Annotated in this window: 19 protein-coding genes; 10 read left to right on the top strand and 9 right to left on the bottom strand. The window is 63.9% G+C overall.

All coding sequences use genetic code 11. The annotated features are described in order from the left end of the window. The coding region (locus tag H5T73_07440) for a transposase (GenBank protein ID MBC7247595.1) at positions 1 to 142 on the top strand (142 nt) is incomplete at its 5' end. Between the two features lie 349 nt (positions 143 to 491). Here the strand turns inward: H5T73_07440 and H5T73_07435 are convergent. Both H5T73_07435 and H5T73_07430 read right to left on the bottom strand, forming a co-directional pair. Further along, a complete protein-coding gene (locus H5T73_07435) occupies positions 492 to 2,387 on the bottom strand; it encodes a hypothetical protein (GenBank protein ID MBC7247594.1) in 1,896 nt (631 codons plus the stop codon). 162 nt (positions 2,388 to 2,549) lie between these two features. Further along, positions 2,550 to 3,371 carry an endonuclease III gene (locus H5T73_07430; protein ID MBC7247593.1) on the bottom strand — a complete coding sequence of 274 codons (822 nt, stop codon included), beginning with the start codon at positions 3,369 to 3,371 and terminating at the stop codon, positions 2,550 to 2,552. A gap of 204 nt (positions 3,372 to 3,575) precedes the next feature. Between H5T73_07430 and H5T73_07425 the strand changes: the two genes are divergently transcribed. Then, positions 3,576 to 4,166 (top strand): TetR/AcrR family transcriptional regulator, encoded by a 591-nt coding sequence (locus tag H5T73_07425; protein MBC7247592.1) that lies wholly within the window; start codon positions 3,576 to 3,578, stop codon positions 4,164 to 4,166. Positions 4,167 to 4,472: 306 nt separating this feature from the next. After that, positions 4,473 to 5,336: a HEAT repeat domain-containing protein gene (locus tag H5T73_07420; protein ID MBC7247591.1), complete on the top strand. Its 864-nt coding sequence runs from the start codon at positions 4,473 to 4,475 to the stop codon at positions 5,334 to 5,336. 152 nt (positions 5,337 to 5,488) lie between these two features. Here the strand turns inward: H5T73_07420 and H5T73_07415 are convergent, their stop codons facing one another. Beyond that, a complete protein-coding gene (locus tag H5T73_07415; GenBank protein ID MBC7247590.1) occupies positions 5,489 to 6,922 on the bottom strand; it encodes a (Fe-S)-binding protein in 1,434 nt (477 codons plus the stop codon). Positions 6,923 to 7,248: 326 nt separating this feature from the next. Between H5T73_07415 and H5T73_07410 the strand changes: the two genes are divergently transcribed. Next, positions 7,249 to 7,773 (top strand): hypothetical protein, encoded by a 525-nt coding sequence (locus tag H5T73_07410; protein ID MBC7247589.1) that lies wholly within the window; start codon positions 7,249 to 7,251, stop codon positions 7,771 to 7,773. Positions 7,774 to 7,919: 146 nt separating this feature from the next. On the opposite strand, the gene carB is transcribed toward H5T73_07410, so the two are convergent. Together carB and carA are read right to left on the bottom strand one after the other, a co-directional pair. After that, positions 7,920 to 11,186: a carbamoyl-phosphate synthase large subunit gene (gene carB, locus H5T73_07405; GenBank protein ID MBC7247588.1), complete on the bottom strand. Its 3,267-nt coding sequence runs from the start codon at positions 11,184 to 11,186 to the stop codon at positions 7,920 to 7,922. Next, entirely contained in the window at positions 11,179 to 12,327 is a 1,149-nt protein-coding gene (carA, locus tag H5T73_07400) for a glutamine-hydrolyzing carbamoyl-phosphate synthase small subunit (GenBank protein MBC7247587.1), read from the bottom strand. Before carA ends, carB begins: the two co-directional genes overlap by 8 nt. 311 nt (positions 12,328 to 12,638) lie before the next feature. Here carA and H5T73_07395 point away from each other — a divergent pair, with 311 nt between their 5' ends. The 6 genes from H5T73_07395 to H5T73_07370 all read left to right on the top strand — a co-directional run bounded on the left by H5T73_07395 (position 12,639) and on the right by H5T73_07370 (position 18,926). Further along, positions 12,639 to 13,211, top strand: a complete 573-nt coding sequence (locus tag H5T73_07395; GenBank protein ID MBC7247586.1) for an SCP2 sterol-binding domain-containing protein — start codon at positions 12,639 to 12,641, stop codon at positions 13,209 to 13,211. Between the two features lie 322 nt (positions 13,212 to 13,533). Beyond that, complete coding sequence (locus H5T73_07390) at positions 13,534 to 14,169, top strand: TetR/AcrR family transcriptional regulator (protein ID MBC7247585.1); 636 nt, start codon at positions 13,534 to 13,536, stop codon at positions 14,167 to 14,169. Between the two features lie 186 nt (positions 14,170 to 14,355). Continuing rightward, the gene (locus H5T73_07385) at positions 14,356 to 14,829 is read left to right on the top strand and encodes an NAD(P)H-dependent oxidoreductase subunit E (protein MBC7247584.1); all 474 of its coding nucleotides are present in this window, start codon (positions 14,356 to 14,358) and stop codon (positions 14,827 to 14,829) included. After that, positions 14,826 to 16,694 carry a 4Fe-4S binding protein gene (locus H5T73_07380; protein ID MBC7247583.1) on the top strand — a complete coding sequence of 623 codons (1,869 nt, stop codon included), beginning with the start codon at positions 14,826 to 14,828 and terminating at the stop codon, positions 16,692 to 16,694. The genes H5T73_07385 and H5T73_07380 overlap by 4 nt, the downstream gene beginning before the upstream one ends. A gap of 4 nt (positions 16,695 to 16,698) precedes the next feature. Further along, a complete protein-coding gene (locus H5T73_07375) occupies positions 16,699 to 17,322 on the top strand; it encodes a (2Fe-2S)-binding protein (GenBank protein MBC7247582.1) in 624 nt (207 codons plus the stop codon). A gap of 23 nt (positions 17,323 to 17,345) precedes the next feature. Beyond that, positions 17,346 to 18,926: an FMN-binding glutamate synthase family protein gene (locus tag H5T73_07370; GenBank protein MBC7247581.1), complete on the top strand. Its 1,581-nt coding sequence runs from the start codon at positions 17,346 to 17,348 to the stop codon at positions 18,924 to 18,926. 139 nt (positions 18,927 to 19,065) lie between these two features. On the opposite strand, the gene H5T73_07365 is transcribed toward H5T73_07370, so the two are convergent. The 4 genes from H5T73_07365 to H5T73_07350 form a co-directional block, all read right to left on the bottom strand. Next, positions 19,066 to 19,830, bottom strand: coding sequence for a GAF and ANTAR domain-containing protein (locus tag H5T73_07365; protein MBC7247580.1), 765 nt, complete (start codon positions 19,828 to 19,830; stop codon positions 19,066 to 19,068). After that, positions 19,814 to 20,359, bottom strand: coding sequence for a CDP-alcohol phosphatidyltransferase family protein (locus H5T73_07360; GenBank protein MBC7247579.1), 546 nt, complete (start codon positions 20,357 to 20,359; stop codon positions 19,814 to 19,816). Before H5T73_07360 ends, H5T73_07365 begins: the two co-directional genes overlap by 17 nt. Positions 20,360 to 20,737: 378 nt before the next feature. Beyond that, the gene (locus tag H5T73_07355) at positions 20,738 to 21,178 is read right to left on the bottom strand and encodes a hypothetical protein (protein MBC7247578.1); all 441 of its coding nucleotides are present in this window, start codon (positions 21,176 to 21,178) and stop codon (positions 20,738 to 20,740) included. Positions 21,179 to 21,481: 303 nt separating this feature from the next. Then, positions 21,482 to 22,894, bottom strand: coding sequence for a CapA family protein (locus H5T73_07350; GenBank protein MBC7247577.1), 1,413 nt, complete (start codon positions 22,892 to 22,894; stop codon positions 21,482 to 21,484). Between the last annotated feature and the right edge of the window lie 619 nt (positions 22,895 to 23,513).

The following is a 23,513-nucleotide window of genomic DNA, read 5'->3' as shown; positions in this document are numbered from 1 at the left end:
GCTCAACGAGATCCTTTGCAGATGGAATTACGTGTACAATTACGTGAGACCACACCAGAGCCTGGGTTATCTCACCCCCATGGAGTTCCTGAAGGCGTGGATGGAGGAGAGCAAGGATAGGGATGGAGTGTTCACCATGTAGTGAACCAGCATACGGGGAGGCGCGAACAAACGCCAGGAACCGGGGCCGGGACATGAAGGACTTCAATTGAGCGTAAGGCGCGCAGCTTCAGGAAAGGGACCCGTTCTCCGGGGGCGAAGGCGCGGGTCCGGGAGGTGGTGATACCCCGGGATGATGTTTTCGGTTGAGGAGGGCCATTTCATCCTGGTGAACATAACTCCTTGGAGCGTTTTTATTTTCCCTGGTTATTCCCGGAAGCGTGTCTTCGAGGCCGTTGTTGGTGATACACCAGGGATGATGTTATCGGTTGAGGAGGGCCATTTCATCCTGGTGAAGACAAATCCTTGGAGCACTTTAATGTTCCCGGAAGCTAGCCCGCTGGTCCGGGGGGCGACTGCGGCTCCGGGGGCGTTTCCGGGGACGCTCCAGGGGTAATGTCTGCGTTCTCTGGTTGTGGTAGTGTCTCCGGCGCCTGCGTCACGGGAAGCACGTCCCCGGTTCCGGGGGCGGGTGATCCCGCGGGCTCCCCCGGTCCCGCTGGCCCCGCGGGCTCCGCGGGAGGCGCGGCAGGTGGGGGCGGCGGGTAACCCTGGGGTGCGGGAACCCCGGGCGGCCGGGTCCCAGGCGGATACCCGGAAGGTCCCGGGCCGTAGCCACCATAGCCACCATAGCCACCGTAACCCCCGCAGCCACCGTAGCCACCATAACCCCCGTAGGCGCCCGGCGGCATGGGGCCGTATGCCCCTCCCCCGTAACCGCCGTAACCGCCGTAGCCGCCGTAGCCGCCGGTACCACCGTAGCCGCCGGGGCCCCCGTACGGCGTCCCTGCCGGCGGGGTGGGCGGGCGGCGCAGCAGCACGAACATGATCACGATGAGCACGATGCCCGTGAAGAAGAGCGCCGCCACCCCGGCGATGACGATCCAGCCGATGTCCCGCGCCGCCTCCTTCTCTTCCCCGCCCTTCGCCTTCTCCAGCAGGCCTTCCCCGACCTCCTCGCCTTCCTCGCCCAGGCTCCCTATGGCGACGCCCAGCGGCCCCTCGTCCGTGGCCTGCAGCAGGTACACCCGCGGCCCGTCCTTCTTCAGTGCGAAGAGGTATTCGTCCGCCGACCACGTGGCCCATGCCCCCCTGGCCTCACCCTTCGCGAGCCGCTTCCCGAAACGGCCCCCAAGGTACGCGGCGCAGGCGGAGATGAACTCCTCCGCGTCGCCCTCGCTGTCCCAGGCGTAGAGCTGGACCAGCAGCCTGTCCCCCTCCCGGTCCCGGTAGTAATGGTAATAATTTCCACCCCACCCCTCGGCTGCCCGCGCGGCGTCACCGTTGTCCAGGTGGGGCTTGAAGAGCTCGAAGACGTCGAACTCGCCCAACACGTTCTCGTAGGCCAGCTCCCAGCCCGGGCCCAGGGAACCCGACATGTCCTCCAGCTCCAGCGGCACCGGCTTCTCCCCGTCCAGGTACTTCTGGGGGTGGTAGATCTGCTCCGTGCTCACGGGGACTTCCCGGAAGGCGCGGTCAACGGCGGCGTAACCGCCCTTGCGGTGGATATAACGCACGAAGGAGAGCCCCTCCTCGTAGGGGAAGAGAAGCGCGTCGCGCACGTACTCCGGGGCGCTGTCCAGGACATCCGTGGAGAACTCCCCGCTCTCCCGCTGCATCTCCCGCATGTCCGAGAGGTCGATGTAGCGGGAGAGCCAGGTCTCGGAGGTGAGCATGGCGTCGCCCTCGATGAGGCAGGTGGCAGCGAAGGCGGCGTCGTCGTCCGTCTCCTCCTCGGCGTCCTCGGGGTCGTGGAAGGGCGGGCGCATGAGGTCGAAGTTGGCGTCCTGCAGGTAGTGGGTGAGCTCGTGGGAGAGGATGTAGCGGTCCATGGCGCTCATCTTCTGCTCCTCGGAGATGAGGTACATGCGGTCCTCCTCGGGATCGTAGAAGCCCGCGACCTGCTCGGTGTAGAGGTCTATGTAGAGCTGGTAGAGGTCCAGGTCGGGTTCCATGAACCCGAGCATGACCATTATCTCCGATGCGGTGCGGATGTCCTCCTCGGGGTTCTCCTCCTCGAAGTCGGAGATCATCTTCTCGCGCAGCTGCTCCTGGTTGAGGAAATCGACGGGTACATCCGGGCTGGCGCGCAGGCCCCTTATCCCTTCCACCTGGTCCAGGACCTCCTCGATGCTGGCGCGGTCCACCTGCGCCGGCGCCAGGGCGGCCCCCGCCAGCAGCAGGACCAGCGCCAGGGCCGTGACCGAACAGAGCCTGCGTATGGCCATCCCTTTCTACCTTTCCTTTTTGTTTATCCCCTCTCCCGCTCTCCCGCCGCGAGAGCGAGGGTCCGCCGCGCCGGTTTCCCCGCTTACCGCGCCATCGTATCGGGTTTCCTGCCGCCGTCACGCGGCCATCGTCCACTGCCTTGGCGTCATTCAGAGCGCCATCTACCACGTGACCGTCCCGCCACGCGGCCTCCCCGTCGCGGGCCTCCCGCAGCCGGCCGTCCCGTCCTCTCCCTTGCCCCGAACGCCCACCGCCACTACCGCGCTGGGACATATGTCACGCAGGCAGCATCCTTCGCAGCGCGGCCTCCTCGCCCGGCACACCTTTCTTCCATGCTCCACCATGTTCAGGTGCAACCTGTACTTTATATCGTCCGGGACCAGGGCGTCCATGACCTCGTGCGCCCTGTCGGGACCGGCCCGTTCGGGGATGAGGCCCAGCCTCTTCCCCACCCGCAGCACGTGCGTGTCAACGGGGAAAAGGGGGTGGCCGAGCTGGAAGAGCAGCAGCACGGCCGCCGTTTTCCTCCCCACGCCGGGGATGTCCATGAGATACGCCAGCGCGGCACGGGGTTCCATCCCCGCGAGGGGCGCGAGGCAGTAGGAGCCGAAATCCCCCCTCACCCGCTCCAGCAGCTCCGCTATGCGCGCCGCTTTCACGCGGGAGATGCCCCCGGGCCGGATGGCCTCCTCGACGGCCGCCTCCCCTGCCGCGGCGGCGTCCTCCCAGCGCGGGAACCTCTCCTTCAGGCGCCGGAAGGCCAGGTAGGAATTGGCGTCGCTGGTGTTCTGGGAGAGGATGGTATGGACGAGGCCGTCCAGCAGTCCCTCGAAGCGCGGCGCCCAGGGCCGGTCGCCGTAGCAGCGGAGCAGGTTCCCGTCGACGCGACGGACGTGTTCACGGCGGACCTGCCCGCTCCCCGCCCGGGCAACGCCGGCGTGGTCGCGGGGGGTGCGGTTTCCGCTCCTCCCCTTTCCCTTCACGCGTTCCCCTTTCGCGGCTTCCCCGTCGCGCACGACCCGAGGAAAACATACCACTTCTCACGTAACTTTAGTAAGAGTGCCGTAGAAGAGCCTGCGCCCGCGAAGGGCCGCCGGCGTGTCTTCCGTTTGACATGGCTGCATCTAACAGGGAAAATATATAAAAAGTATTAAGCTATTCACGGCAACATGAAGAGGTGAGGCGCATTGGCCAGACGCGACAAGAGAGCCGATATCGTGAACGCCGGGATACACGTCTTCTCGCGCAAGGGATTCAGCCGCTGCTCCGTCGAGGACATCCTCCAGGAAGCGCACGTGGCGAGGGCAACTTTCTACAGCTATTTCGACAGCAAGAGGGACCTCTTCGTCGAGCTCGTCGACAGCATCACCAACACCCTGTACGAGATCGCGCGTCGCAACATGGAGGAGATGCCCGACAGCCTCCAGGAACTCAAGGACCGGACGGCCACCACCATCAAGGAACTCTACGAGTTCTTCAACCAGAACCTGGAATTCGCCTCCATATACATCCAGGAGGTCATGGGCATGAACCCCGAGATCGACAACCGCGTCACCGCGTGGCAGGGCCGCCTTGCCGACCTCATACGAAACCTCATACAGAGGGGCATGGACAAGGGGCTGTTCCGCCGCGTGGACGCGGAGACCATCGGCAACCTCATCTCCGGCGCCATACAACACATGGGCCTGAACCTCTTCATCTCCGGAAAGACGGTGGACATCCCCCGCGCCGCCGACGCCATCGCCGACTACCTGATCTACGGCCTGGCCGCCCGCTGATCCAAACAAGCCGCGCGAGCCGGAAGGCTTTCCTTCATGTCGCCTTCTCCCGCTCTCACACCACTCGATCCGGCTCGCGTTCACCGGCGGCGTTCCTGCGGTCATGTCTGACAGTTGCGTCCGTGTCGACATATCGGCATATCAGAATGCGAAGTGGGTAAGAATAGGAGTGTGGCCAATAGGCTGTTCCGACATCCGAAATACGGGGAACGCGGGCGAAGAGCGGTGAAGGGCGCTCGGGGAGGAGCGGCAAAGACCTCACGCGGCCTGCGCATGGCATGATATTCGGTGGGGAGGTGGACATCCATGCAAGTACCCCGCACGAAAAACGCGCGGCAAAGAAAACTCCGCCGCATTGTCAAGTCACTGGGAGACAAGAACGCGGAAAAGAGAGCGCAGGCGGCTAAGGCCCTGGGAGAGCTCGGCGATGCGGAGGCGGTGGAACACCTGGTACCCCTGCTGGGTGACGAGTGGTTGATGACAAGGATAGCGGCGGCGGAGGCAATGGGAAAGCTCGGCGACCCTCGCGCGGTCACGGGCCTTATAGCGGCTCTGGGGGACAGGGACGAGTACGTGCGGAGGGAGGCGGCCGAGGCCTTGGGCAACATCGCGAAAGCAGAGGCGGTGGAACCTCTCGTGAACACCCTGAAAGACGATTGGGCCGCCGTGAGGGCTTCCGCCGCAAAGGCACTGGGAAAAATTGGTACGCCCGAAACGGTAGACCCTCTCCTCGAGGCGTTGCGTGACGAGGACGAGATGGTGCGTGCCGAGGCCGCCGCGGCCCTGAGAAGAAGCGGCGTCGTCTCCTCCCTCATCTCCACTCTCAAGCGGGGTGAGGCGGGCGCCCGGAGGGATGCGGCCGAGCTGCTCGGCGACATCGGTGATCCGGAAGCGGTGTACGCGCTGGTCGCCTGCCTCAAGGACAACGTGAGCGAGGTCCGCGCCGCCGCACGTGCGCTGGGCAGGATAGGGGATCCCCACTGCCAGCCCTACCTGATCGAGTTGCTGGGCGACGGGAGCAGGCTGGTGTTGTTGTGTGCCATCGAGGCGCTGGGCGAGATAGGCGACTACCGTGCCCTGGAGCCCCTGAAGGCCCTCCAGAAGGAGGGCGACATAGAAGTCCGCGAACAGGCCTTCGATGCCGCGGAGAAGATAAAGAAGAGGGTCTGAGTAAGGAAAAGGCCCTGGGCGGGTTAACGGTGCTTCAGCCGTTGCCGGGAGGCGGTCCGCCGAACACCGTGGGACCCGGGATGAGGCGTGGTTCTCCATGCGGCCGTGGCCGCGGGACGGCTCTCCATGCGGCCGGGGCCGCGTGACGGGTATCATCCCCCGTGCCTCGACCTGCGTCTTTTCCTCTCCAGGTAGGCCCCGTACCCCGCTACCAGGGTCTTGACGGCGAAGGCTATCGCCTTCCTGGACAGGGGGTTCTGCACCAGGGGACCGTGGAACAACCTGCCGAAAAGCCTTATGCGCGCAGCATCGCCCCGCCGGGCCTCCGGGAGCGGGCCTTCCACGTCCACCGGCCTGGGGAAGAAGCGCTTGGGGGAAAAGACCCACCTGAGGACGAGGTTGGTGGTGACGGCGAGGATGTCCCATGCCCGTTCCTCGTTCCTGTGCACGGGAGTCTCCCCCGCGGCGAGCTGTACCAGCTCCAGGGGAAGGTATATGTCCAGCTTGCTGTCGGTCAGGACCTTTATGAGCGAGAGGAAGACGTAGCAGCCCGGGCAGGGGGCGACCAGGACGGAGGCTCCCGTCTCCTCCGCCTCCCGCAGCCTGAGATAGAGGCTCCGCAAGAGGTTGAGCAGGGTATGGAAGGGGTTGCTCGAGGTGGGCCCGAACAGGGTGGGGACGGTCCCCGCCCAGCCGCAGCAGAGCGCGTTCTCCCTGCTGTGACGCATCTCCACCACCTCGCAGCCGATGCACCCCATCATCTCGCGGGTGATGTCCTGCAGCGTACCTTCCATGTACCTGCTGCAGCAGTTGTCGTGGACGGTGACCTTCATGCCCAGCTTTTTCTTTACCTCGATCCTCCCGCTCCTCAACCTGTCCAGTATCCATTCGTCGAGCAGCTTGACATCGAAGTCGCAACGGATGCCGAACCGCTCGGGGAGGACGTCGGTGAACATGGAGGCCTCGACCACCATGAAACAGTACATTCTCTCCACGCCCAGCTTGCTGAACTTCTCGACGGCCAGCCGGCCCAGCCTCTCCGCCTCCTCCAGGAGCCCGATGCGGTAGGCGTCCTCCCCCATCCCGAACATGCTGTCGCTGCCCGCGATGGCCGGTTTCAACTCGTCGAGGAGCGAGGTCTGCGTCACATAGGGCACGAGGTTGTTGTAGAAACCGGTGAGCAGCACCTCCTTCCTGGGGGTCTTCAGATTATCCTCCCAGGAACGCAGGAGGGCGAGCTCGTCCTCCCCCATGAGCACACGCGTGGAGGTCCACATGTTCTCGGGCTCGTTGGGAAAGATGAATTTGGCAATAAATGGTAGGCCCCGCTTCTTGCCCTCCTCGCCGTAGCGCTCGAGGACAAGCCCGTAAGGGCTGGCGCCCCGGGGACAGGCGAACTCGCAGGCGTTGCAGGTCATGCAGCGCTGCAGCACGAGGGACGAACCCGTGTCGCCGCGGATGAGCTTTTCCAGCTCCGACTTCGCCTCTTCCCCCGGAAGCTCGAGCACGGGGCAGCGTTCAAGGCAGATACCGCAGCCGTCACAGAGATCCTCCCGAAAGAAACGGAAAGCCGTGTTACCGCTCATCTCGTGAACCTCCCTCCGTCGTTTTCCGCTCCCCCCATACTCTCCCGTATCATCGATCAGCGTACGGGTCGGCGTCCGGCGAAGAAGGCGGCATTCTCCGCTTCCCTCCATACCCTCCCCATCATACTCCCCCATTTTATCGATCGCCTGCGCGCCGCGTGACCCTTATTCCGTTGCCTCCATCCTCCGGTCCCCTCTCTGACGCCCCGGGGAAGGAAATCATCACGCCGGCGAGGTATAATGATATTGGTCGGAAGGTATCTGGTTCTTGCTTCGCGGACGCAAAATCGGCCCACACTCCCGGCAGACGAAGCAGGAGGTGGGTTATGTTCTCGTCAAGGATGCTCATCGCCCTGCTCATCCCCGCCATCATCCTGGGTTTCGCCGCATGGCTCTCCGCCGCCACCGAGTTGAACCGCAACGAGGTCAAGGTGGCGGGCGAACTGCTCAGCGGGGTCGACGTGGGCCTCGAGGTCAGGGAATGTGCCTTGAGCGAGGAAGGGGGAACGAGGGCCCTCTCCCTCGCCGTGGAGGCGCGGAACGCGGGGGCAGGCGACGTGAGCCTCAACCCCCTGCTCTTCCAACTCGTGCTGGTAAAGGGGGATGATCCCCTCTCCCGCGCCTCGCTGAAGGGTGTCTACCAGCCCCTGCGCTTCACGTCCACCTGCCCCGAGGCACCGGAGAGCGTGTCCCGCATCCCTCCCTCCTCCACCCGTTACATCGCCCTCACTTTCTGGGGCGGTAACCTCCCGCGGGGGGAGGAGTGGGACGAGTACCTGTTGAGCCTGGAATACTACGACCCCGGGAACTCCATCGTGCTGAGCAAGCTCATAACACCCCCGCGTGAATGAGATACGCCCCCGTGTCGGACATGTCCCCGGGCGGAACCCCGTCCGCGTTCGGGGACGGGGCGCGCCCCCCCATCCCGCGGCCAGGTACCGTCAACGCCTGGCGGCGGGCGCGGCAAAGGGTGGCCGGCCTCGATGTGTTACCCCGTTCATCTCCGGGGATGCCATTCCTGCAGCGGCTTCACGTCCATGCCCCGCTCCAGGAGCGATTCCATGCCGTGCAGGGCGGCGCGCGCCGCGCTCATGGTGGTGATGAGGGGGATGTTGTAGAGGACGGCGTAACTGCGGATGGACCACTGGTCGCTGCGCGGCCTCTTCCCTGAGGGGGTGTTGATGATGAGCTGTATCTGGCGGTTCTTCATGTAGTCCACCACGTGCGGGCGGCCCTCGTGCATCTTGTTCACCACCTCCACGGGGATGCCGTTGCGCTGCAGCACCTCCGCAGTGCCGCGCGTGGCCAACAGGTTGAAGCCCAGCTCCGAAAGGCGGTGCGAGATGTCCACCACCTCCCGCTTGTCCTCGTCCTTGACGCTGACGAAGATGTTGCCCGACCTCGGCAGCAACGAGCCCGCCGCTATCTGGCTCTTGGCGTAGGCCATGCCCAGGTCGCGGTCGATGCCCATGACCTCCCCCGTGGAGCGCATCTCCGGGCCCAGTATGGTGTCCACCCCGAAGAAGCGGTTGAAGGGGAGCACGGCCTCCTTCACCGCGATGTGCCCGATCGCCACCTCGCCCGTGATGCCCAGCTCCCGCAGCTTCCTCCCTATCATGACCTTGGTGGCCACCTTCGCCCAGGGGACCCCCGTGGCCTTGGAGACGTAGGGCACGGTACGCGAGGCGCGCGGGTTGACCTCCAGCACGAAGAGGCGGTCGTCCTTCACCGCGTACTGCACGTTCATGAGCCCCACCACCTGCAGCTCGCGCGCCAGGGCGTGGGTGGCCTCCCGGATCTCCTCCACCATGGCCTCCCCCAGGGAGAAGGGGGGGATGGCGCAGGCCGAGTCGCCGGAGTGTATCCCCGCCTCCTCGATGTGCTCCATGATCCCCGCCACCACCACGTCCCTCCCGTCCGCCACCGCGTCCACGTCGATCTCCACCGCCTCCTCCAGGAACTTGTCGATGAGCACGGGGTGGTCGGGAGAGACGTCCTCCGCCTCGCGCATGAACTCCTCCAGCGCCAGGTCGTCGTAGACGATCTCCATGCCCCGTCCCCCAAGCACGTAGGAGGGGCGCACCACCACCGGGTAACCGATGCGCCCCGCCACCTCCCGCGCCTCGGCGAAGGACATGGCGGTGCCGTTCTCCGGCTGGCGCAGCCCCAGTTTGTGCAGCAGGGCCTTGAAACGGTCGCGGTCCTCGGCGCGGTCGATGGACTCGGGGCTGGTGCCTATGATGGGGGCGTGCGCGCGCATGAGGGGGAGCGCCAGGTTCAGGGGGGTCTGCCCCCCGAACTGCACGATCACCCCCCAGGGTTTCTCGCGTTCCATGATCTCCAGCACGTCCTCCAGGGTGAGGGGCTCGAAATACAGGCGGTCGGAGGTGTCGTAGTCGGTGGACACCGTCTCGGGGTTGTTGTTGACCATGATGGACTCGTACCCCTCCTCGCGCAGGGCGAAGGAGGCGTGCACGCAGCAGTAGTCGAACTCTATGCCCTGACCGATGCGGTTGGGACCCCCTCCCAGTATCATCACCTTGGGCCGTGACGCGTGCACGTGGGGTCCCGCCAGGGGCTCCTCCTCCCTCTCGTAAGTCGAATAATAGTAGGGCGTGTAGGCCTCGAACTCGGCGGCGCAGGTGTCCACCAGCTTGTAGACGGGGTGAATCCCCGAGCGGCGGCGCCTCTCGCGCACCTCGTCCTCCCCGCAATCCAGCAGGAAGGATAGCTGCACGTCGGAGAAGCCGAGGGACTTGGCGCGGAAGAGCTCCTCGTCCCCCATCTCCGCGAGGCGGCGCCCGCGCAGCCTCTCCTCCTCCTCCACGATCTCGCGGATGTTCTCGAGGAACCAGGGGTCGATGCCAGAGAGCTCGTGCATCTCCCTGGAAGACATTCCCAGTTGGAAACCGTAGCGCAGGTAGTAGAGGCGTTCGGCGTTGGGGGTGGCGAGTTTCTCCCGCACCCGCTGCAGGCCCTCCTCCCTCTCTTCCGCCGTGGCCATCTCCCGGGGATGCAAGAGCTCCTTGCGGTCGCTTCCCAGCCCGAAGCGCCCGATCTCCAGGGAGCGGATCCCCTTCTGCAGGGCCTCCTTGAAGGTGCGGCCGATAGCCATCACCTCGCCCACCGATTTCATGGAGATGCCCAGGACGGGATCCGCGCCGGGGAACTTCTCGAAGGTAAAGCGGGGGATCTTCACCACGCAGTAGTCTATGGTGGGCTCGAAGGAGGCCGGCGTCTCGCGGGTGATGTCGTTGGGGATCTCGTCCAGCGTGTAGCCCACCGCCAGCTTGGCCGCTATCTTGGCGATGGGGAAGCCGGTGGCCTTGGAGGCCAGGGCGCTGGAGCGGGAGACGCGCGGGTTCATCTCGATGACCACCATGCGACCGTCGTCCGGGTTCACCGCGAACTGGATGTTGGAGCCGCCCGTCTCCACCCCTATCTCCCGGATGATGGCTATGGCCGCGTCCCGCATGAGCTGGTATTCCCGGTCCGTGAGGGTCTGGGCGGGGGCCACGGTTATGGAATCGCCGGTATGGATGCCCATGGGGTCGAAGTTCTCGATGGAGCAGATGATGACCACGTTGTCCGCGAGGTCGCGCATCACCTCCAGCTCGTACTCCTTCCATCCCATCACCGACTCCTCGATGAGGATCTCGCTTATCATGGACGCCTCCAGGCCCGCCGCGGCCACGCGCTCGAGCTCCTCGGCGTTGAAGGCCACCCCGCCGCCCGTGCCCCCCAGGGTGAAGGCGGGCCGGATGATGAGGGGGAAACCCAGCTCCGCGGCCACGGCGCGGGCATCCTCCATGCTGTGGGCCAGCCCGGAGCGGGGCAGGTCCAGGCCTATGGAGGCCATGGCCTGGCGGAAGAGGTCGCGGTCCTCCGCCTTGCGGATGGCCTGGTGGTTGGCGCCTATCATCTCCACGCCGTATTCCTCCAGCACCCCCATCTCCGCCACCTTAACCGCCGTGTTCAGGCCCGTCTGTCCGCCCAGGGTGGGCAGGAGCGCGTCGGGCCGCTCCTTCTCGATGATGCGCGCCAGCACCTCCGGAGTGATGGGCTCCACGTAGGTACGGTCGGCCATCTCCGGGTCGGTCATGATGGTGGCCGGGTTGGAGTTGACCAGCACCACCTGGTAGCCCTCTTCCTTGAGGGCCTTGCAGGCCTGGGTCCCTGAGTAATCGAACTCGCAGGCCTGGGAGATGATGATGGGCCCCGAGCCGATGATGAGTATCTTGCGTATGTCCGTGCGCTTAGGCATGTCCCTCACCTCGCGCGGCGCGCATGTCGCGGATGAAGTCGCCGAAGAGGTACACCGCGTCATGGGGGCCCGGTGAGTCCTCGGGGTGGAACTGCACCGAGTATGCGGGGAAGCGACGGTGCCGGAACCCCTCCAGGGTGCCGTCGTTGAGGTTGACGAAGGTGGGCTCGACCTGGGAGGCGATACTCTCCAGGTCCACGCAGAAGCCGTGGTTCTGGGCGGTGATGAGGATGTTGCCCCGGCGCAGGTCCTTCACCGGCTGGTTGGCGCCGCGGTGCCCGAATTTCAGCTTGTAGGTGCGGCCCCCCAGGGCCAGGCCCAGTATCTGGTGGCCCAGGCAGATGCCGAATATCGGCTTCACCCCCACCAGCTTCGCCACCTCCTCGATGAGGTAGGTCACCGCCGCCGGGTCCCCGGGGCCGTTGGAGAGGAAGATGCCGTCCGGCCCCATCTGCAGCACCTTGGCGGCGCTGGTGTCCGCGGGGACCACCAGCACCTCGCACCCCAGGGCGGCGAGGATGCGCAGGATGTTGCGCTTGATGCCGCAGTCGTAGGCCACCACCCGCAGGGGTCGCTTCCCGTTCCCGGACACGTCGGGGAAGACGCCGCGCCCCATGGGGGGGACGCGCGGGTCCTCCCAGCGGTAGGGCTCCCTGCAGGTGACTTTTTCCACCAGGTCCACGCCCACGTAGGCTGGCGCTTCGTCCAGCATGCGCTTGAGTTCCGCGATGTCGGCGTCGGCCGAGGAGATTATGCACATCATGGCCCCCAGGGAGCGGATGTGCCGGGTCACGGCGCGCGTGTCCACCCCCTCGATGCCCACGATGCCGTGCTCCGCGAGGTATTCCTCCAGGGAATGGGTGGCGCGCCAGTTGGAGGGATAGCGGCAGCACTCCCGCACCACGAAACCCTCCACCTGGGGACCGCCCGACTCCACGTCCTCGGCGTTCACGCCGTAGTTCCCGATGAGGGGGTAGGTCATGGTGACGATCTGTCCCTTGTAGGAGGGGTCGGTGAGGATCTCCTGGTAACCGCTCATGCTGGTGTTGAAGACCAGCTCCCCCGTGCGCACCCCCCGCGCTCCGAAGGGCGTGCCGGTGAAATGCCTGCCGTCCGCGAGCAAGATCACGCCCTTTTCCACGGTGTTTTTTCACCCGCCTCCCGCACTCGACTTTCCGTATATTATAGGGACTGGCGGCGGCGGGGGAAAGGTGGATGTGCGCCCGTGCGGGCCCGCGCAAGCGCGCAGCATCACCCCCGACGCGGCCATGCGCCATCTCCCGGCGGCGACGAGACCCCTTTTGTTACCCGAGGTTTACATCAAGCGGCCGATTACCTATAATACTCCTGGCTTCTGGGATGGAAGTAAGGTGCAATCCACGGATGGCAGCCCCGCTCAAGAGGGGTTTTTGCACCTCGCAGGAAGGCTAGCCGGGAAAGGAGGTATCGCCCATGTCCCTGCAGTACGGAACCGAGGAATGGGAGCAGGCTTACCTGGAGGAAGTGGCGAAAAGGATGGAGTCGGAGCCCAAGCCGTACATCTTCTTCACGCCGGAATGGGTGGCCATGTACGAGAAGGCCATAAACGAGGACAACGTGTACAGGGAAGCGGCCCGGGACTGGGACGGGAGCGTGGTCCTGCACGTGTTAAAGGCTCCCAATTACGGCCTGGACATCGACCTCTACATCTTCCTGGATCTCTCGCGCGGGGAATGCCGCAAGGCGAGGATAGTGCCCCCCGCGGCGGGGGAAGCGGGCAAATTCGTGATCACCGGGTCGGCGGACCGCTGGATGGACGTGGGCAGGAAGAAGCTGGACATCGTGCAGGGCATGATGCAGGCCAAGATGAAGCTGAAGGGCGACCTCGCCACCATCGTGCGTTTCGTGAAAGCCTCCACGCGCCTCGCTGAGATCGCTTCCAACGTCGGGGGCAAGTTCCCGGACGAGCTCATGCCCGAAGAGGTCGAACGGCTGCGCGCCACGGTAAAGGAACTGGGCGGGCGCTTCCTGGGCATCAACATATAGACCGCGGATTTTGACCGCGGATTTTGACCGCGGACCCGCCGGGGGTCCTTACTCAGGTAACCTTTGGGTGACGCCGGAACGCCGGGTGACGTTACCCAACCATTCACTGTTGCCCGGTCTTCGCCTTTTGCGCGCGCCGCAAGGCGGACATGCCCGTTCTGCACGGGGCAAAAACGCCGTTCATCGCTTTGCGTTTCCGCGCTGGAAAAATATTGCGCGTGAAACGTCTTTGGGATAAAGTGTCACCGTGGATGTTAACCTTGAGAAACTTAACAAAATCGACGTAAATATTCGGTAAAACGCGCGCTTACAAAGAGGTTGCATGGAAAATAAAGGCAAGAAGAAGGACAAGCGCGTGCCCGCTGCGGTGCGGAGGAAGATCATCCTCGACGCCGCGTCCCGTACCTTCGTGGAATTCGGGTATCAGGGCACGAGGATGGAGACCATCGCGGAGCGCGCGGACGTCACCAAGCCCATCCTGTACCGCCATTTCCCCAGCAAACTGAGCCTGCTCATCGCCGTCGTCGACCAGGCGGGCGAGGAACTCATGCGCGCCATGTCCGAGCCCTTCCCAGAACGCATGGGCTGGAGGGCCGCCATCGTGAAGGACATCCGGGCCTACCTCGACTTCGTGGAGAACTTCCGGCAGGGGTTCATACTCCTCTTCTTCGTGGGCATGAGCCTCGACCAGGAGGTCGCAAGGCACGTCGCCAGTATCAGGGCGGAGCTGGTGCGCATAGTGGCGGAACACATCCGCCTCTTCACCAATACCGCCTTGATATCCGGCGAGGACATCGAGATGTACGCGGTGGTGCTGGTGGGCATGGTGGAGGCGGCGTCCGTCTACTGGATAACCCACGAGGATATCACGCGTAACAGCTGCGAGCAGATCCTGGTGCGCGCCGTCCAGGCCGTCATGTCCAACCTGCCCCCCGCTCCCTGGGCCATCAAGCGCTGAAGACGCTTCCGTCGCAATACCCCGTTCGGCACGTTCTATTGACTGCCTCACCCACTGTGTATAAAATCTTCCCGAAATAATCACACGAAGAGGTGTGCAGGAGACGATGTTGTCCCCCGGAAACTTCGTCTCCTTGTTGTTTGCGTCTTCTTGTTGTTTGAGCTCAAGAGAAAGGTGAAGGTAGAGATGGCGCAAGAGCTGTCACCGGAAATGAAGGCCGTGGAGAAATACGGCGGGAAAAGAAGCAGCCTCATACAGATCCTGCACGAGACGCAGAAGGAATACCGTTACCTGCCCGAACAAGCCTTGAGAAACATCTCCACGTTAATGGACATACCGTTGACGGACATCTATGGCGTGGCCACCTTCTTCAAGGCCTTTTCCCTCGAGCCCAAGGGCAAGCACACGGTCGTCTGCTGCATGGGAACGGCCTGCCACGTCCGCAATTCACCGGGCGTCCTCGACGAGCTGAAGCGCATCCTGGGAATTGAACCCGGGGGCACCACCGAGGACATGCTCTTCTCCCTGGAAACGGTCAACTGTCTCGGGGCCTGTGCCCTCGGTCCCGTGGTAGTGATAGACGGGAAATACCACGGCGAGATGACTCCCTCCCGGGTGAAGAAGCTTCTCAAGCAGGTGGTCGAGGAGGAGAGAACATGATCAGCACCACAAAAATAGCGTCACCGTCCGAGCTGGAAGAATACCGGCAGAGGGTAATAGAGGGGCGAAAGAAATATTCCATGACCATTACCATATGCGGCGGCACGGGGTGCCGCGCGCACGAGTGCGGAGCCGTGTACGAGGCGTTGCGGGAAGCGCTGGAGAGGCACGGTCTCTCGGAAAAGGTCGAACTCAGACTCACGGGATGCCATGGGTTCTGCGAAATGGGGCCGCTCATGGTGATAAAACCGCAGGACATATTCTACATACACCTCTCGCCCGAGCACGTGGAGGGAATAATCGAGAGGACGGTACTGGGCGGGGAGGTCATCACCGAGCTCACTTACAGGGAACCGATCTCCGGAGAACCAATCGATCGCGAATCCAGGGTCCCCTTCTACAGCAAGCAGAAGCGGCAACTGCTGGGGATGAACGAGATGGTGGATCCCTGCAGAATAGAGGACTACATCGCCCATGGTGGTTACTCGGCCCTGGCGAAAGCCCTTTTCCAGATGGACCCGGAGAAGATCGTCGCCGAAGTGGAAAAGGCCGGACTGAGGGGAAGGGGCGGCGCCGGATTTCCCACTGCCAGCAAATGGAAGGCGGCACGTGACGCCGTGGCCCGTGATGGTATCAAGTACGTGCTTTGCAACGCCGACGAGGGTGACCCGGGCGCCTACATGGACCGAAGCCTGTTGGAAGGAAATCCCCACATGGTGCTGGAGGGGATGGCCATCGGCGCCTACGCCATCGGGGCCAGCGAAGGATACGTGTACGTCAGGCACGAATATCCCCTAGCGGTGATGAACCTGTACCAGGCCATAGAGCAGGCGCGTGAGCTGGGCTTCCTGGGCGAAAACATCCTGGGCTCAGGTTTCAGCTTCGACGTCAACGTGAGCATCGGCGGGGGCGCTTTCGTCTGCGGCGAGTCCACCGCCCTCATGGCTTCCATCGAGGGGCGCCTGGGAGAACCGCGGGTGAAACACATACACACCGCAGTAAGGGGCCTGTACGACAGGCCGACCAACCTTAACAACGTGGAGACCTGGGCCAACGTTCCCCTCATCATCAACATGGGAGCCGAAAAATACGCCGCCGTAGGTACGGAGAAGAGCAAGGGCACCAAGATATTCTCCTTGGTGGGCAAGATCAGGAACACCGGCCTGGTCGAGGTGCCAATGGGCATCACCCTGCGCGAGATCATCTACGAGATCGGAGGGGGCATACCCGGGGACAGGAAATTCAAGGCGGTACAAACGGGTGGGCCCTCGGGGGGCTGCATCCCGGAGGAGCTCCTGGACACTCCCGTCGATTTCGACAGCCTGTACGACGTGGGCTCCATGATGGGGTCGGGCGGCATGATCGTCATGGACGAGAGCACCTGCATGGTGGACATCGCCCGCTATTTCGTGGACTTCCTCAGCGGTGAATCCTGCGGGAAATGCGTCCCCTGTCGCGAGGGGCTGAAGCAGATGCTCTTCATCCTGGACGACATAACCGGGGGCCGCGGCACCATGGAGCAGCTGGAGCTTCTCAAGGAGCTGGCGGAGGTGATGCGGGACACGTCCCTGTGCGGCCTGGGACAGACGGCGGCCAACCCGGTACTCTCCACTATCCGTTATTTCGAGGAGGAATACGTGGAGCATATCCGGGACGGGAAGTGCCGGGCCGGGGTCTGCAAAGCTCTCATCAGTTTTTCCATAGACTCCGAGAAATGCACCGGCTGCATGCGCTGCCGGAAATCTTGCCCCGTGGGCGCCATAAGCGGCAAGAAGAAGGAGCCGCACCTCGTCGATCCGGAGAAATGCGAAAAATGCGGCATCTGTTTCGAGGTATGCGAGTACGGAGCGGTGGTAAGGAAGTGATCCCATGGTGAAGTTGATCATCGACGGCCAGTCGGTGGAAGCGGAAGAGAGCTGGACGGTCCTGGAAGCGGCAAGGTATTACGGCGTGGAGATACCGACCCTTTGTCACGTGGAGGGCCTCTCCCCTTACAGCGCCTGCCGCGTGTGCATCGTGGAGATCATCCGTGGCGGCAGGTCCCGCCTCACGGCTTCCTGTTCCTATCCCGTCCAGGAAGGCATCGAGGTGCGCACCAACTCGGAAAGGGTGCGCAGGGCACGCAAGGTTATCATTGAGCTGCTGCTGGCCTCCTGCCCCAATTCGCGCACCCTGCAGTGCCTGGCCAGCAAGTACGGCGTGACGAAGATCCGCTTCCGGCCCGAGGACCGCGGCTGTATCCTCTGCGGGCTATGCGTGCGCATGTGCAGGGAGCAGATGCAGGCGGGGGCCATCGGCTTCGCCGACCGCGGCGTGGGGCGCGAGGTGGCCATGCCCTTCCATGCCAGGTCGGAGGTGTGCCGGGAATGCGGCGCGTGCCTTTACGTCTGCCCGGTATGCGAACTCCCCTGCCCGGGACCGCTGCAGCCCGGACAGCTGTGCAATGCATGCCTGGATAGCGTCCAGTTGGAAGCTTTTCCCTGCAAGGAATAGATCGTGAAGGAGGAATCCGAGCCATGACCATGACCAAGTACAACCGTTCCGCGGCGACCCTGTCCAAGAACCGCACGCCCGACAGCGTCAGCCCCTTCAGCGGCATGTGCGCCACCTGCGTGGAGGGATGCATCGGTATGTGCGAGATAGGGAAGTCGGCCTACCGGGGGCCGGAGCTGATCTACCCTCAACCCTTCGGCATCATGACCGCTGCCTCCGAGAAGGACTACCCCATCGACTTGTCGCATTTCAGTATCATGGGGACCGCGGCGGGAGCCCACGGCGTGCCCGCGGACAGCGAGCATGCCATCTTCACCAACGTGAACCTGGAAACGGTCATCGGCGACCGGAACCCGCTAACGCTTAAGCTCCCCATCGTGATCCCGGGCCTGGGTTCAACCAACGTGGCCAAGAGAAACTGGGAAGGCCTGGCGGGAGGCGCGGCCATTTCCGGGTGCGTGCTCACGGTGGGAGAGAACGTCTGCGGCATGGATGACGAGGCGGAGATAAAGAACGGCAAGGTCGTCAGGTCGCCGGACATGGAGTTTCGCATCAAGTCCTACCGGGACTGGCAGCTCGACGGATACGGGGATGTCGTGGTGCAGTTCAACGTGGAGGACACCAAGCTCGGGGTCCCGGAATACGTGTTGACCAAGCTCGGTGTCCAGACCGTGGAACTCAAATGGGGCCAGGGCGCCAAGGACATCGGCGGCGAGGTCAAGCTGAATACCATCGAAAAAGCGCGTTCCATGAAGCAGAAAGGGTATATCGTCCTTCCGGACCCTGACGATCCCCAGGTGGAGGAAGCCTTCCGCGCGGGAGGGGTTCGGGAATTCGAGAGGCACTCCCGCCTGGGCATGGTCACGGAGGAAGGGTTCGCCCAGAGCGTAAAGGAGCTGCGCGAGATGGGCGCAAAGCGGGTTTTCCTGAAGACGGGGGCCTACCGGCCGGTGGACCTCGCGCGCGCCGTGAAATACGCCTCCGACAACAGGATAGACCTCCTGACCGTGGACGGCGCGGGGGGTGGAACGGGGATGAGCCCGTGGAGGATGATGAACGAGTGGGGCATCCCCACCGTGGAACTATGCTGCCTGACTTACCAGTACGTGGATTACCTGGCCAAGCAGGGCAAGTACGTCCCCTCGGTCGCTTTCGCCGGTGGCTTCGTCCTCGAGGACCAGCTCTTCAAGGGCCTAGCGCTGGGGGCCCCCTACGTGAAGGCCATAGGTATGGCCCGGGGGCCGCTTTGTGCCGCAATGGTGGGAAAGACGGTGGGCGCCCGGGTAAAGGAAGGCGACCTGCCGGTGTATATCGAGAGGTACGGAAACACCATGGAGGAGGTCTTCTACTCCGGGGTGATGCTCAAGGAGCGCCTGGGCAAGGATTTCGAGAAACTACCCGCCGGGGCCATCGGTGTCTATACCTACTTCCAGCGGCTCGCCCAGGGCCTGTCGCAGCTCATGTGCGGGGCGCGCAAGTTCGCCCTGGAGTACATCACCAGGGACGACCTGGCGGCGCTGACCCGTGAAGCGGCGGAGATCTCCGGCATCCCCTACATCATGGAGGCGGACAAGGAGGAGGCCTGGAAGATAATCAAGGGGTAACGGGTCGGCCCTCAAACGGGCCACTCCAACTCCTGTTCGGAAGAGGAAAGACCGCCGTTTGACCGGCGGTCTTTTGTTTTGGCAAGCCAAAAAGGCCTCCGTCCCCGCGTTACCGCCCGGTGCTGGCCCGTTGCCGGGGTCAGTCCTCGCCGACGTCCGCCAGGATGACGGCCTCGGCGATCTCGCGCATGGACTTGCGGGTGTTCATGGACTTGCGCTGCATGCGGCGGTAGGCCTCCTCCCCGCTGACGCCCAGGTTGCGCGCCAGGAGGTCCTTGGCCCGCTCCACCAGCTTGCGGGTCTCCAGCTCCTCCTGGATGATGCGCGTCTTCACCAGGAGCTCCGTGTTCTCTATGGCCACCGCCGCCTGGTTGGCCACCGCGGTGAGCAGGCTGACGTCCTGGGGGGTGAACTCGCGCGGCTGAGAGGTGTAGCAATTGAGCACCCCGATCACCCTCCCCTTCACGCACATGGGCACGCAGAGGAGCGAGCACAGACCCTCCTTCTCGGCCACGCTCTTGCTGGCGTAAAGTGGTTCCGTCTTTACATCGCGAACTTGCATGGGCCTGTTCTCGGCGGCCACCATGCCCGCGATCCCCTCCCCCAGCCGGATTGGCGGCTTGTTCAGGTAATCATCGCTCACCGACTGCGTGGCGCGGATCTCCAGGGTCCCCTCCTTCTCGTTGAGCAGGAGGAGGGAGCAGATGTTGGAATCCATGACCTCGGCGGTGACCATGACGATGAGCTTGAGGATGTCCTCGAGGTAGAGGTCGGAGACGATGGCCCGGCTTACTTCCTGCAGGGCCTCGATCTGCCTTTTCAGGTGATCGTCCGGGGTCAGGTCGCCTTTTGGGGCCCCCAGGGAGGTGCTTCCGGAAACCCGGCCTTCATCCTTTCTCGACATCCTCGATGAACTCCCCGATCTCCCGCACGAAGCGCTTCCAGTTGCAGAGCAGGGCAAGCGCGATCCACCCCAGGAAGACCCATCCCCACAGCCTCGCGTGCAGGAAGGAGAAGACGATGGGCATGGCGGCGATGGGGGCGGCGACGGCCATCATCACCGACTTCTTGGTCCAGACGATGGCCGTGGCGGCGGCGAAGGCCATGTAGAAGAGGAAGGGCCAGAAGGGGACGAAGCCTGCGGTGATGAAGTAAAGCAGGCCGCTGTAGATCAAGACCATGTCGACGGCGAAATCCCTGTCCCCGATCCATGTCCTGCGGCCGTAGGGGTCCATGCGGGCCATCTTCCCGTCGATGACGTCGGTGGTCCAGCCCAGCAGGGTGAGGCAGACGACCAGGGGGAGCAGCGAGGGCTCGGCGAAGAGGGCGCAGATGACGATGAGCAGGGAGAGAAAAAAGCGCACGCCGGTCATGAGATCCGCGATGACCTTGGCGTTCTCGAGCGCCCAACCCCTGGCGTTCTCCTCTTTCATGAGGTCAATTCTATAACAAACGGCATGCAGCGCAAAGGCGGGCGGGGCCCGCCATGTCCATGAAACCGCGCAGGTAAGAGGGGTGTAGTGGGCCCTCTCTCCTGCCATCACGTGGAAGGCGAACGCGCAGTCGACATCGATACCGGATCGGCTCTCATCGGTGCAGCGGGCCCTCTTCCATGCCGGCACGGGCAAGGGGACCTCGTCCTGGCGTCCGTTCCCCGCAGCACGTGGCAATATTTATCTGTGCCTGGTTCTTGCCTGGTTCTTACCTGGTTCTAGCCCGTGAACCTCTCAGGGGAAAAGCCTGTCGAGGGACGGCGAGTGGAAGGCCCGCCCGGTTCGCCGGCGTCGCCCGGCGTGGTGGAGGGGGCCCGCTCAGGAAGGGGGCTCGCTGAAGCAGAGAGGCCTCTCGATGCGCACCGTCCTCTGGGCCGCCCGCAGGTCCTGCGTGAGGATATCCTCCGCCTCGCGCTCCTTCTTAACCAGCACCGCCCTCGCGCAGATGCCGATGGGGGTCTCCCGCCTGACGTTGTAGGTGAGCATGTCCTCCCAACCCTCGCGGTCGGCCCCCAGCTCCTCGTAGACCTCCTCGAGGACGGCGATGAGCCGCGGGATGAGGGGGCGGAATTTCCCCTCGAAGTAGGCGACCTGCTTTTCATCCAGGCAGCACAGGGGGGTGTCGAGGAAGGCGGCAACGGAAGGCGGCATGTCTATCCCCTTCTGCCGCAGCTTAGAGGCCAGCTTGCGCGTGAAGAAGCTGGCTCTCGGGCCTTGGGATGAAGGGTTTCCTTGCTGGTAGGGCTCATATGGTTCCATTCTCTTGCCTCCCGTTGAAGAACGTTATCCTCCCGACGGCGGACTCCCGCCGGTGAAGTCGCCACGGATTTCAAATATAATCTCGTCACAAACCAGACATCGCTTTAGACACTGTACGCTGCCAGTTTGAGATCGTTCTCCCGCGCCATTGACCCGGGGCCAGGCATCCTTTCCCGCGGCCCGGCTCAATGCCGGGCATCCCGCCTCGACGAGGGGAGGTGCCCGTGGAAGCGGTCCCGGTGGGTACGCTCTGCGGAAGCCCTCCCCCGCCCCGGGAAGAGCTTCGATGCACGAGGAGAACGACTATAGATCCGAGATGGCAAGGAGTTCGTCGAGGATGCGCCTGCCGTTCGCCGGGTCCAGGACCACCGGGCGGCAGTAGTCGCAGATCAGGTAAGGGACCACTTCCACGTCCACCAGCTCGCCGCCCACCAGACTGCAGCGCAGGATGATGCCCTGGCGCGTGTAGTCCGCCCACATCTGGTCGAAGACGAAGTTCCCCAGGCTGTAGGCTATGAGGCTGTCCCCGTACCATTCGAGGGATTGTATGCAGTGGGGATGGGTGCCGATGACCATGTCCGCGCCGGCATCGCAGGCGGCGTGCGCCACCTTCTTCTGCGAGGGCGAGGGGATCTTCTTGTACTCCTCGCTCCAGTGGAAACTCGCGATCACGAAGTCCGAGTCCCGTTTGGCATCGCGGATGGCGGCCTGCACCATGGCGACATCCTCCGGGTCATCCGCGGCGAAAGGCTGCATGTCTATCCATGCCACGCCCGGACGGCTCGGCGTGGCGTTGATGCTCCCCAGGATGGAGTTGTAATCGAGGAAGGATATCCTGGTGCCCTTGACGTCCATGACGGCGCGCCGGTATGCCTCGTCCGCATTGTAGCCTCCCCCCACGTAGGCGATGCCGTTGGCCTGCAGCAGCTGCAGGGTGTCGGTGAAGGCAGCGGTCCCGAAGTTGGTGCTGTGGTTGTTGGCCAGGGAGACGATGTCGATGCCGCACAGCTTGAGCCCCTCGATGGTCCCGCTGGGGGCGATGAAATCGACACCCTGGTAGGGCGGCGGGTAACGGTCGGAGAGGGGGCATTCGAGGTCGGCGTAGACGATGTCGGCGCCGTTGACGTGGGGCGCCACCTCCCGGAAGGGGTAGAGGACGCCGTTCTGGGCCATCTTCATGGCCACCTTCCTGCCAGGGATGATGTCCCCCACTGCGTTGAGGGTGATCTCGGGGTGGAGCGCTGCGAGCTCCCGTGCGAGGAAGTCGGCCAGCTCCTCCGTCCTCCCGCCGTCCTCATCGCCGCATAGCCAGATGCTCCTCGCCTGCCGCAGTATCCTCTCCCGGTCACCCGCCCACAGCCTGAGGGCGGGGACGGAGAGGATCTCCCGCCGGTATCCCTTGAAGACGAAGAAGGGGACCCTGGTGATGACGACGGAGCCGCCGTCCTCTACCACCTCCACGGGATCGTCGGCGCGAGCGTCCTGGAAGCGCTGGACGAGGGGGGTGATCTCGCCCGCCAGGTCACCATCGACCCCTATCCGGAGGGGGAGGATGGCCTGCGCCCGGGTCTGGGCCTCCATTCCTCCCTCCCGGTGCATGGAGAGGAAGATGAAGAGCAGGAAGAAGAGGGCTATGAGTATGAGGGTGAGCAGGATAAACTCTACCCGGCGTTCCCTCAGGCGCCTTCGTTGCTCGAGCCTGACCACCCTACGCATTTCCCGGTGCCCCTCGCAGACGCGTCGCGGGTGCGATGAAAGCCTCGTGGTGGGGGAGGTGTCTCATTTCGCACGGCCGCCACGGGAGATCGCGGAGGCGTTGTTCCCTGTGTTTCTTGATGCTTCCCCGTGTCCCTTTCTTCCCCCCATGCCTCCCGGCATTTCCCGGTGCCCCCCGGTGCTTACCGCCCCGGTGCTTACCGATTTTTTGCGGCTACTTCTGGAATTGCCCGGCGCTTTCCGGCGTTTCCCGTCAGCTGATGATGCCCCCCTTTTTCGTTTCCGGACGGGAAGATTCTAACACGAGGGGGTCGGGTCGCCGCAACTCCTACGCGTCATCGCGATCCCCGCGACTCCCGCCAGGGTTCCCTTAATGGCCTGACCACGCGTGAATATCAGCTCCATCCGCGTCATCGCGATCCCTGCGACTCCCGCCAGGGCTCCCGCTACCGGCGACCGTGGACCTGGTTATGCCATTCCTCCCCGTCTCCCCGGTGGCAACGATCCGCCATCGGTCCCGCCCCGGCCACGAAGGATATTCCCCGCAGCCATCCGGGGGGGTTCCTGGGGTACGCATTAGGCTGTTTCGCCCCCGCCGGACCTTGTACCCGCCTGCGTG

The organism is Actinomycetota bacterium, from assembly GCA_014360655.1.
Lineage (GTDB): Bacteria > Actinomycetota > Geothermincolia > Geothermincolales > RBG-13-55-18 > JACIXC01.
This window is presented reverse-complemented; position numbering and strand designations above follow the sequence as displayed.

Excerpts from the sequence above, each read along its gene's own strand:
- H5T73_07435 (MBC7247594.1), bottom strand. The coding sequence starts at position 2,387 with ATGGCCATACGCAGGCTCTGTTCGGTCACGGCCCTGGCGCTGGTCCTG.
- H5T73_07420 (MBC7247591.1), top strand. The coding sequence starts at position 4,473 with ATGCAAGTACCCCGCACGAAAAACGCGCGGCAAAGAAAACTCCGCCGC.
- H5T73_07415 (MBC7247590.1), bottom strand. The coding sequence starts at position 6,922 with ATGAGCGGTAACACGGCTTTCCGTTTCTTTCGGGAGGATCTCTGTGAC.
- H5T73_07410 (MBC7247589.1), top strand. The coding sequence starts at position 7,249 with ATGTTCTCGTCAAGGATGCTCATCGCCCTGCTCATCCCCGCCATCATC.
- carB (MBC7247588.1), bottom strand. The coding sequence starts at position 11,186 with ATGCCTAAGCGCACGGACATACGCAAGATACTCATCATCGGCTCGGGG.
- H5T73_07395 (MBC7247586.1), top strand. The coding sequence starts at position 12,639 with ATGTCCCTGCAGTACGGAACCGAGGAATGGGAGCAGGCTTACCTGGAG.
- H5T73_07390 (MBC7247585.1), top strand. The coding sequence starts at position 13,534 with ATGGAAAATAAAGGCAAGAAGAAGGACAAGCGCGTGCCCGCTGCGGTG.
- H5T73_07385 (MBC7247584.1), top strand. The coding sequence starts at position 14,356 with ATGGCGCAAGAGCTGTCACCGGAAATGAAGGCCGTGGAGAAATACGGC.
- H5T73_07380 (MBC7247583.1), top strand. The coding sequence starts at position 14,826 with ATGATCAGCACCACAAAAATAGCGTCACCGTCCGAGCTGGAAGAATAC.
- H5T73_07375 (MBC7247582.1), top strand. The coding sequence starts at position 16,699 with ATGGTGAAGTTGATCATCGACGGCCAGTCGGTGGAAGCGGAAGAGAGC.
- H5T73_07370 (MBC7247581.1), top strand. The coding sequence starts at position 17,346 with ATGACCATGACCAAGTACAACCGTTCCGCGGCGACCCTGTCCAAGAAC.
- H5T73_07365 (MBC7247580.1), bottom strand. The coding sequence starts at position 19,830 with ATGTCGAGAAAGGATGAAGGCCGGGTTTCCGGAAGCACCTCCCTGGGG.
- H5T73_07360 (MBC7247579.1), bottom strand. The coding sequence starts at position 20,359 with ATGAAAGAGGAGAACGCCAGGGGTTGGGCGCTCGAGAACGCCAAGGTC.
- H5T73_07355 (MBC7247578.1), bottom strand. The coding sequence starts at position 21,178 with ATGGAACCATATGAGCCCTACCAGCAAGGAAACCCTTCATCCCAAGGC.
- H5T73_07350 (MBC7247577.1), bottom strand. The coding sequence starts at position 22,894 with ATGCGTAGGGTGGTCAGGCTCGAGCAACGAAGGCGCCTGAGGGAACGC.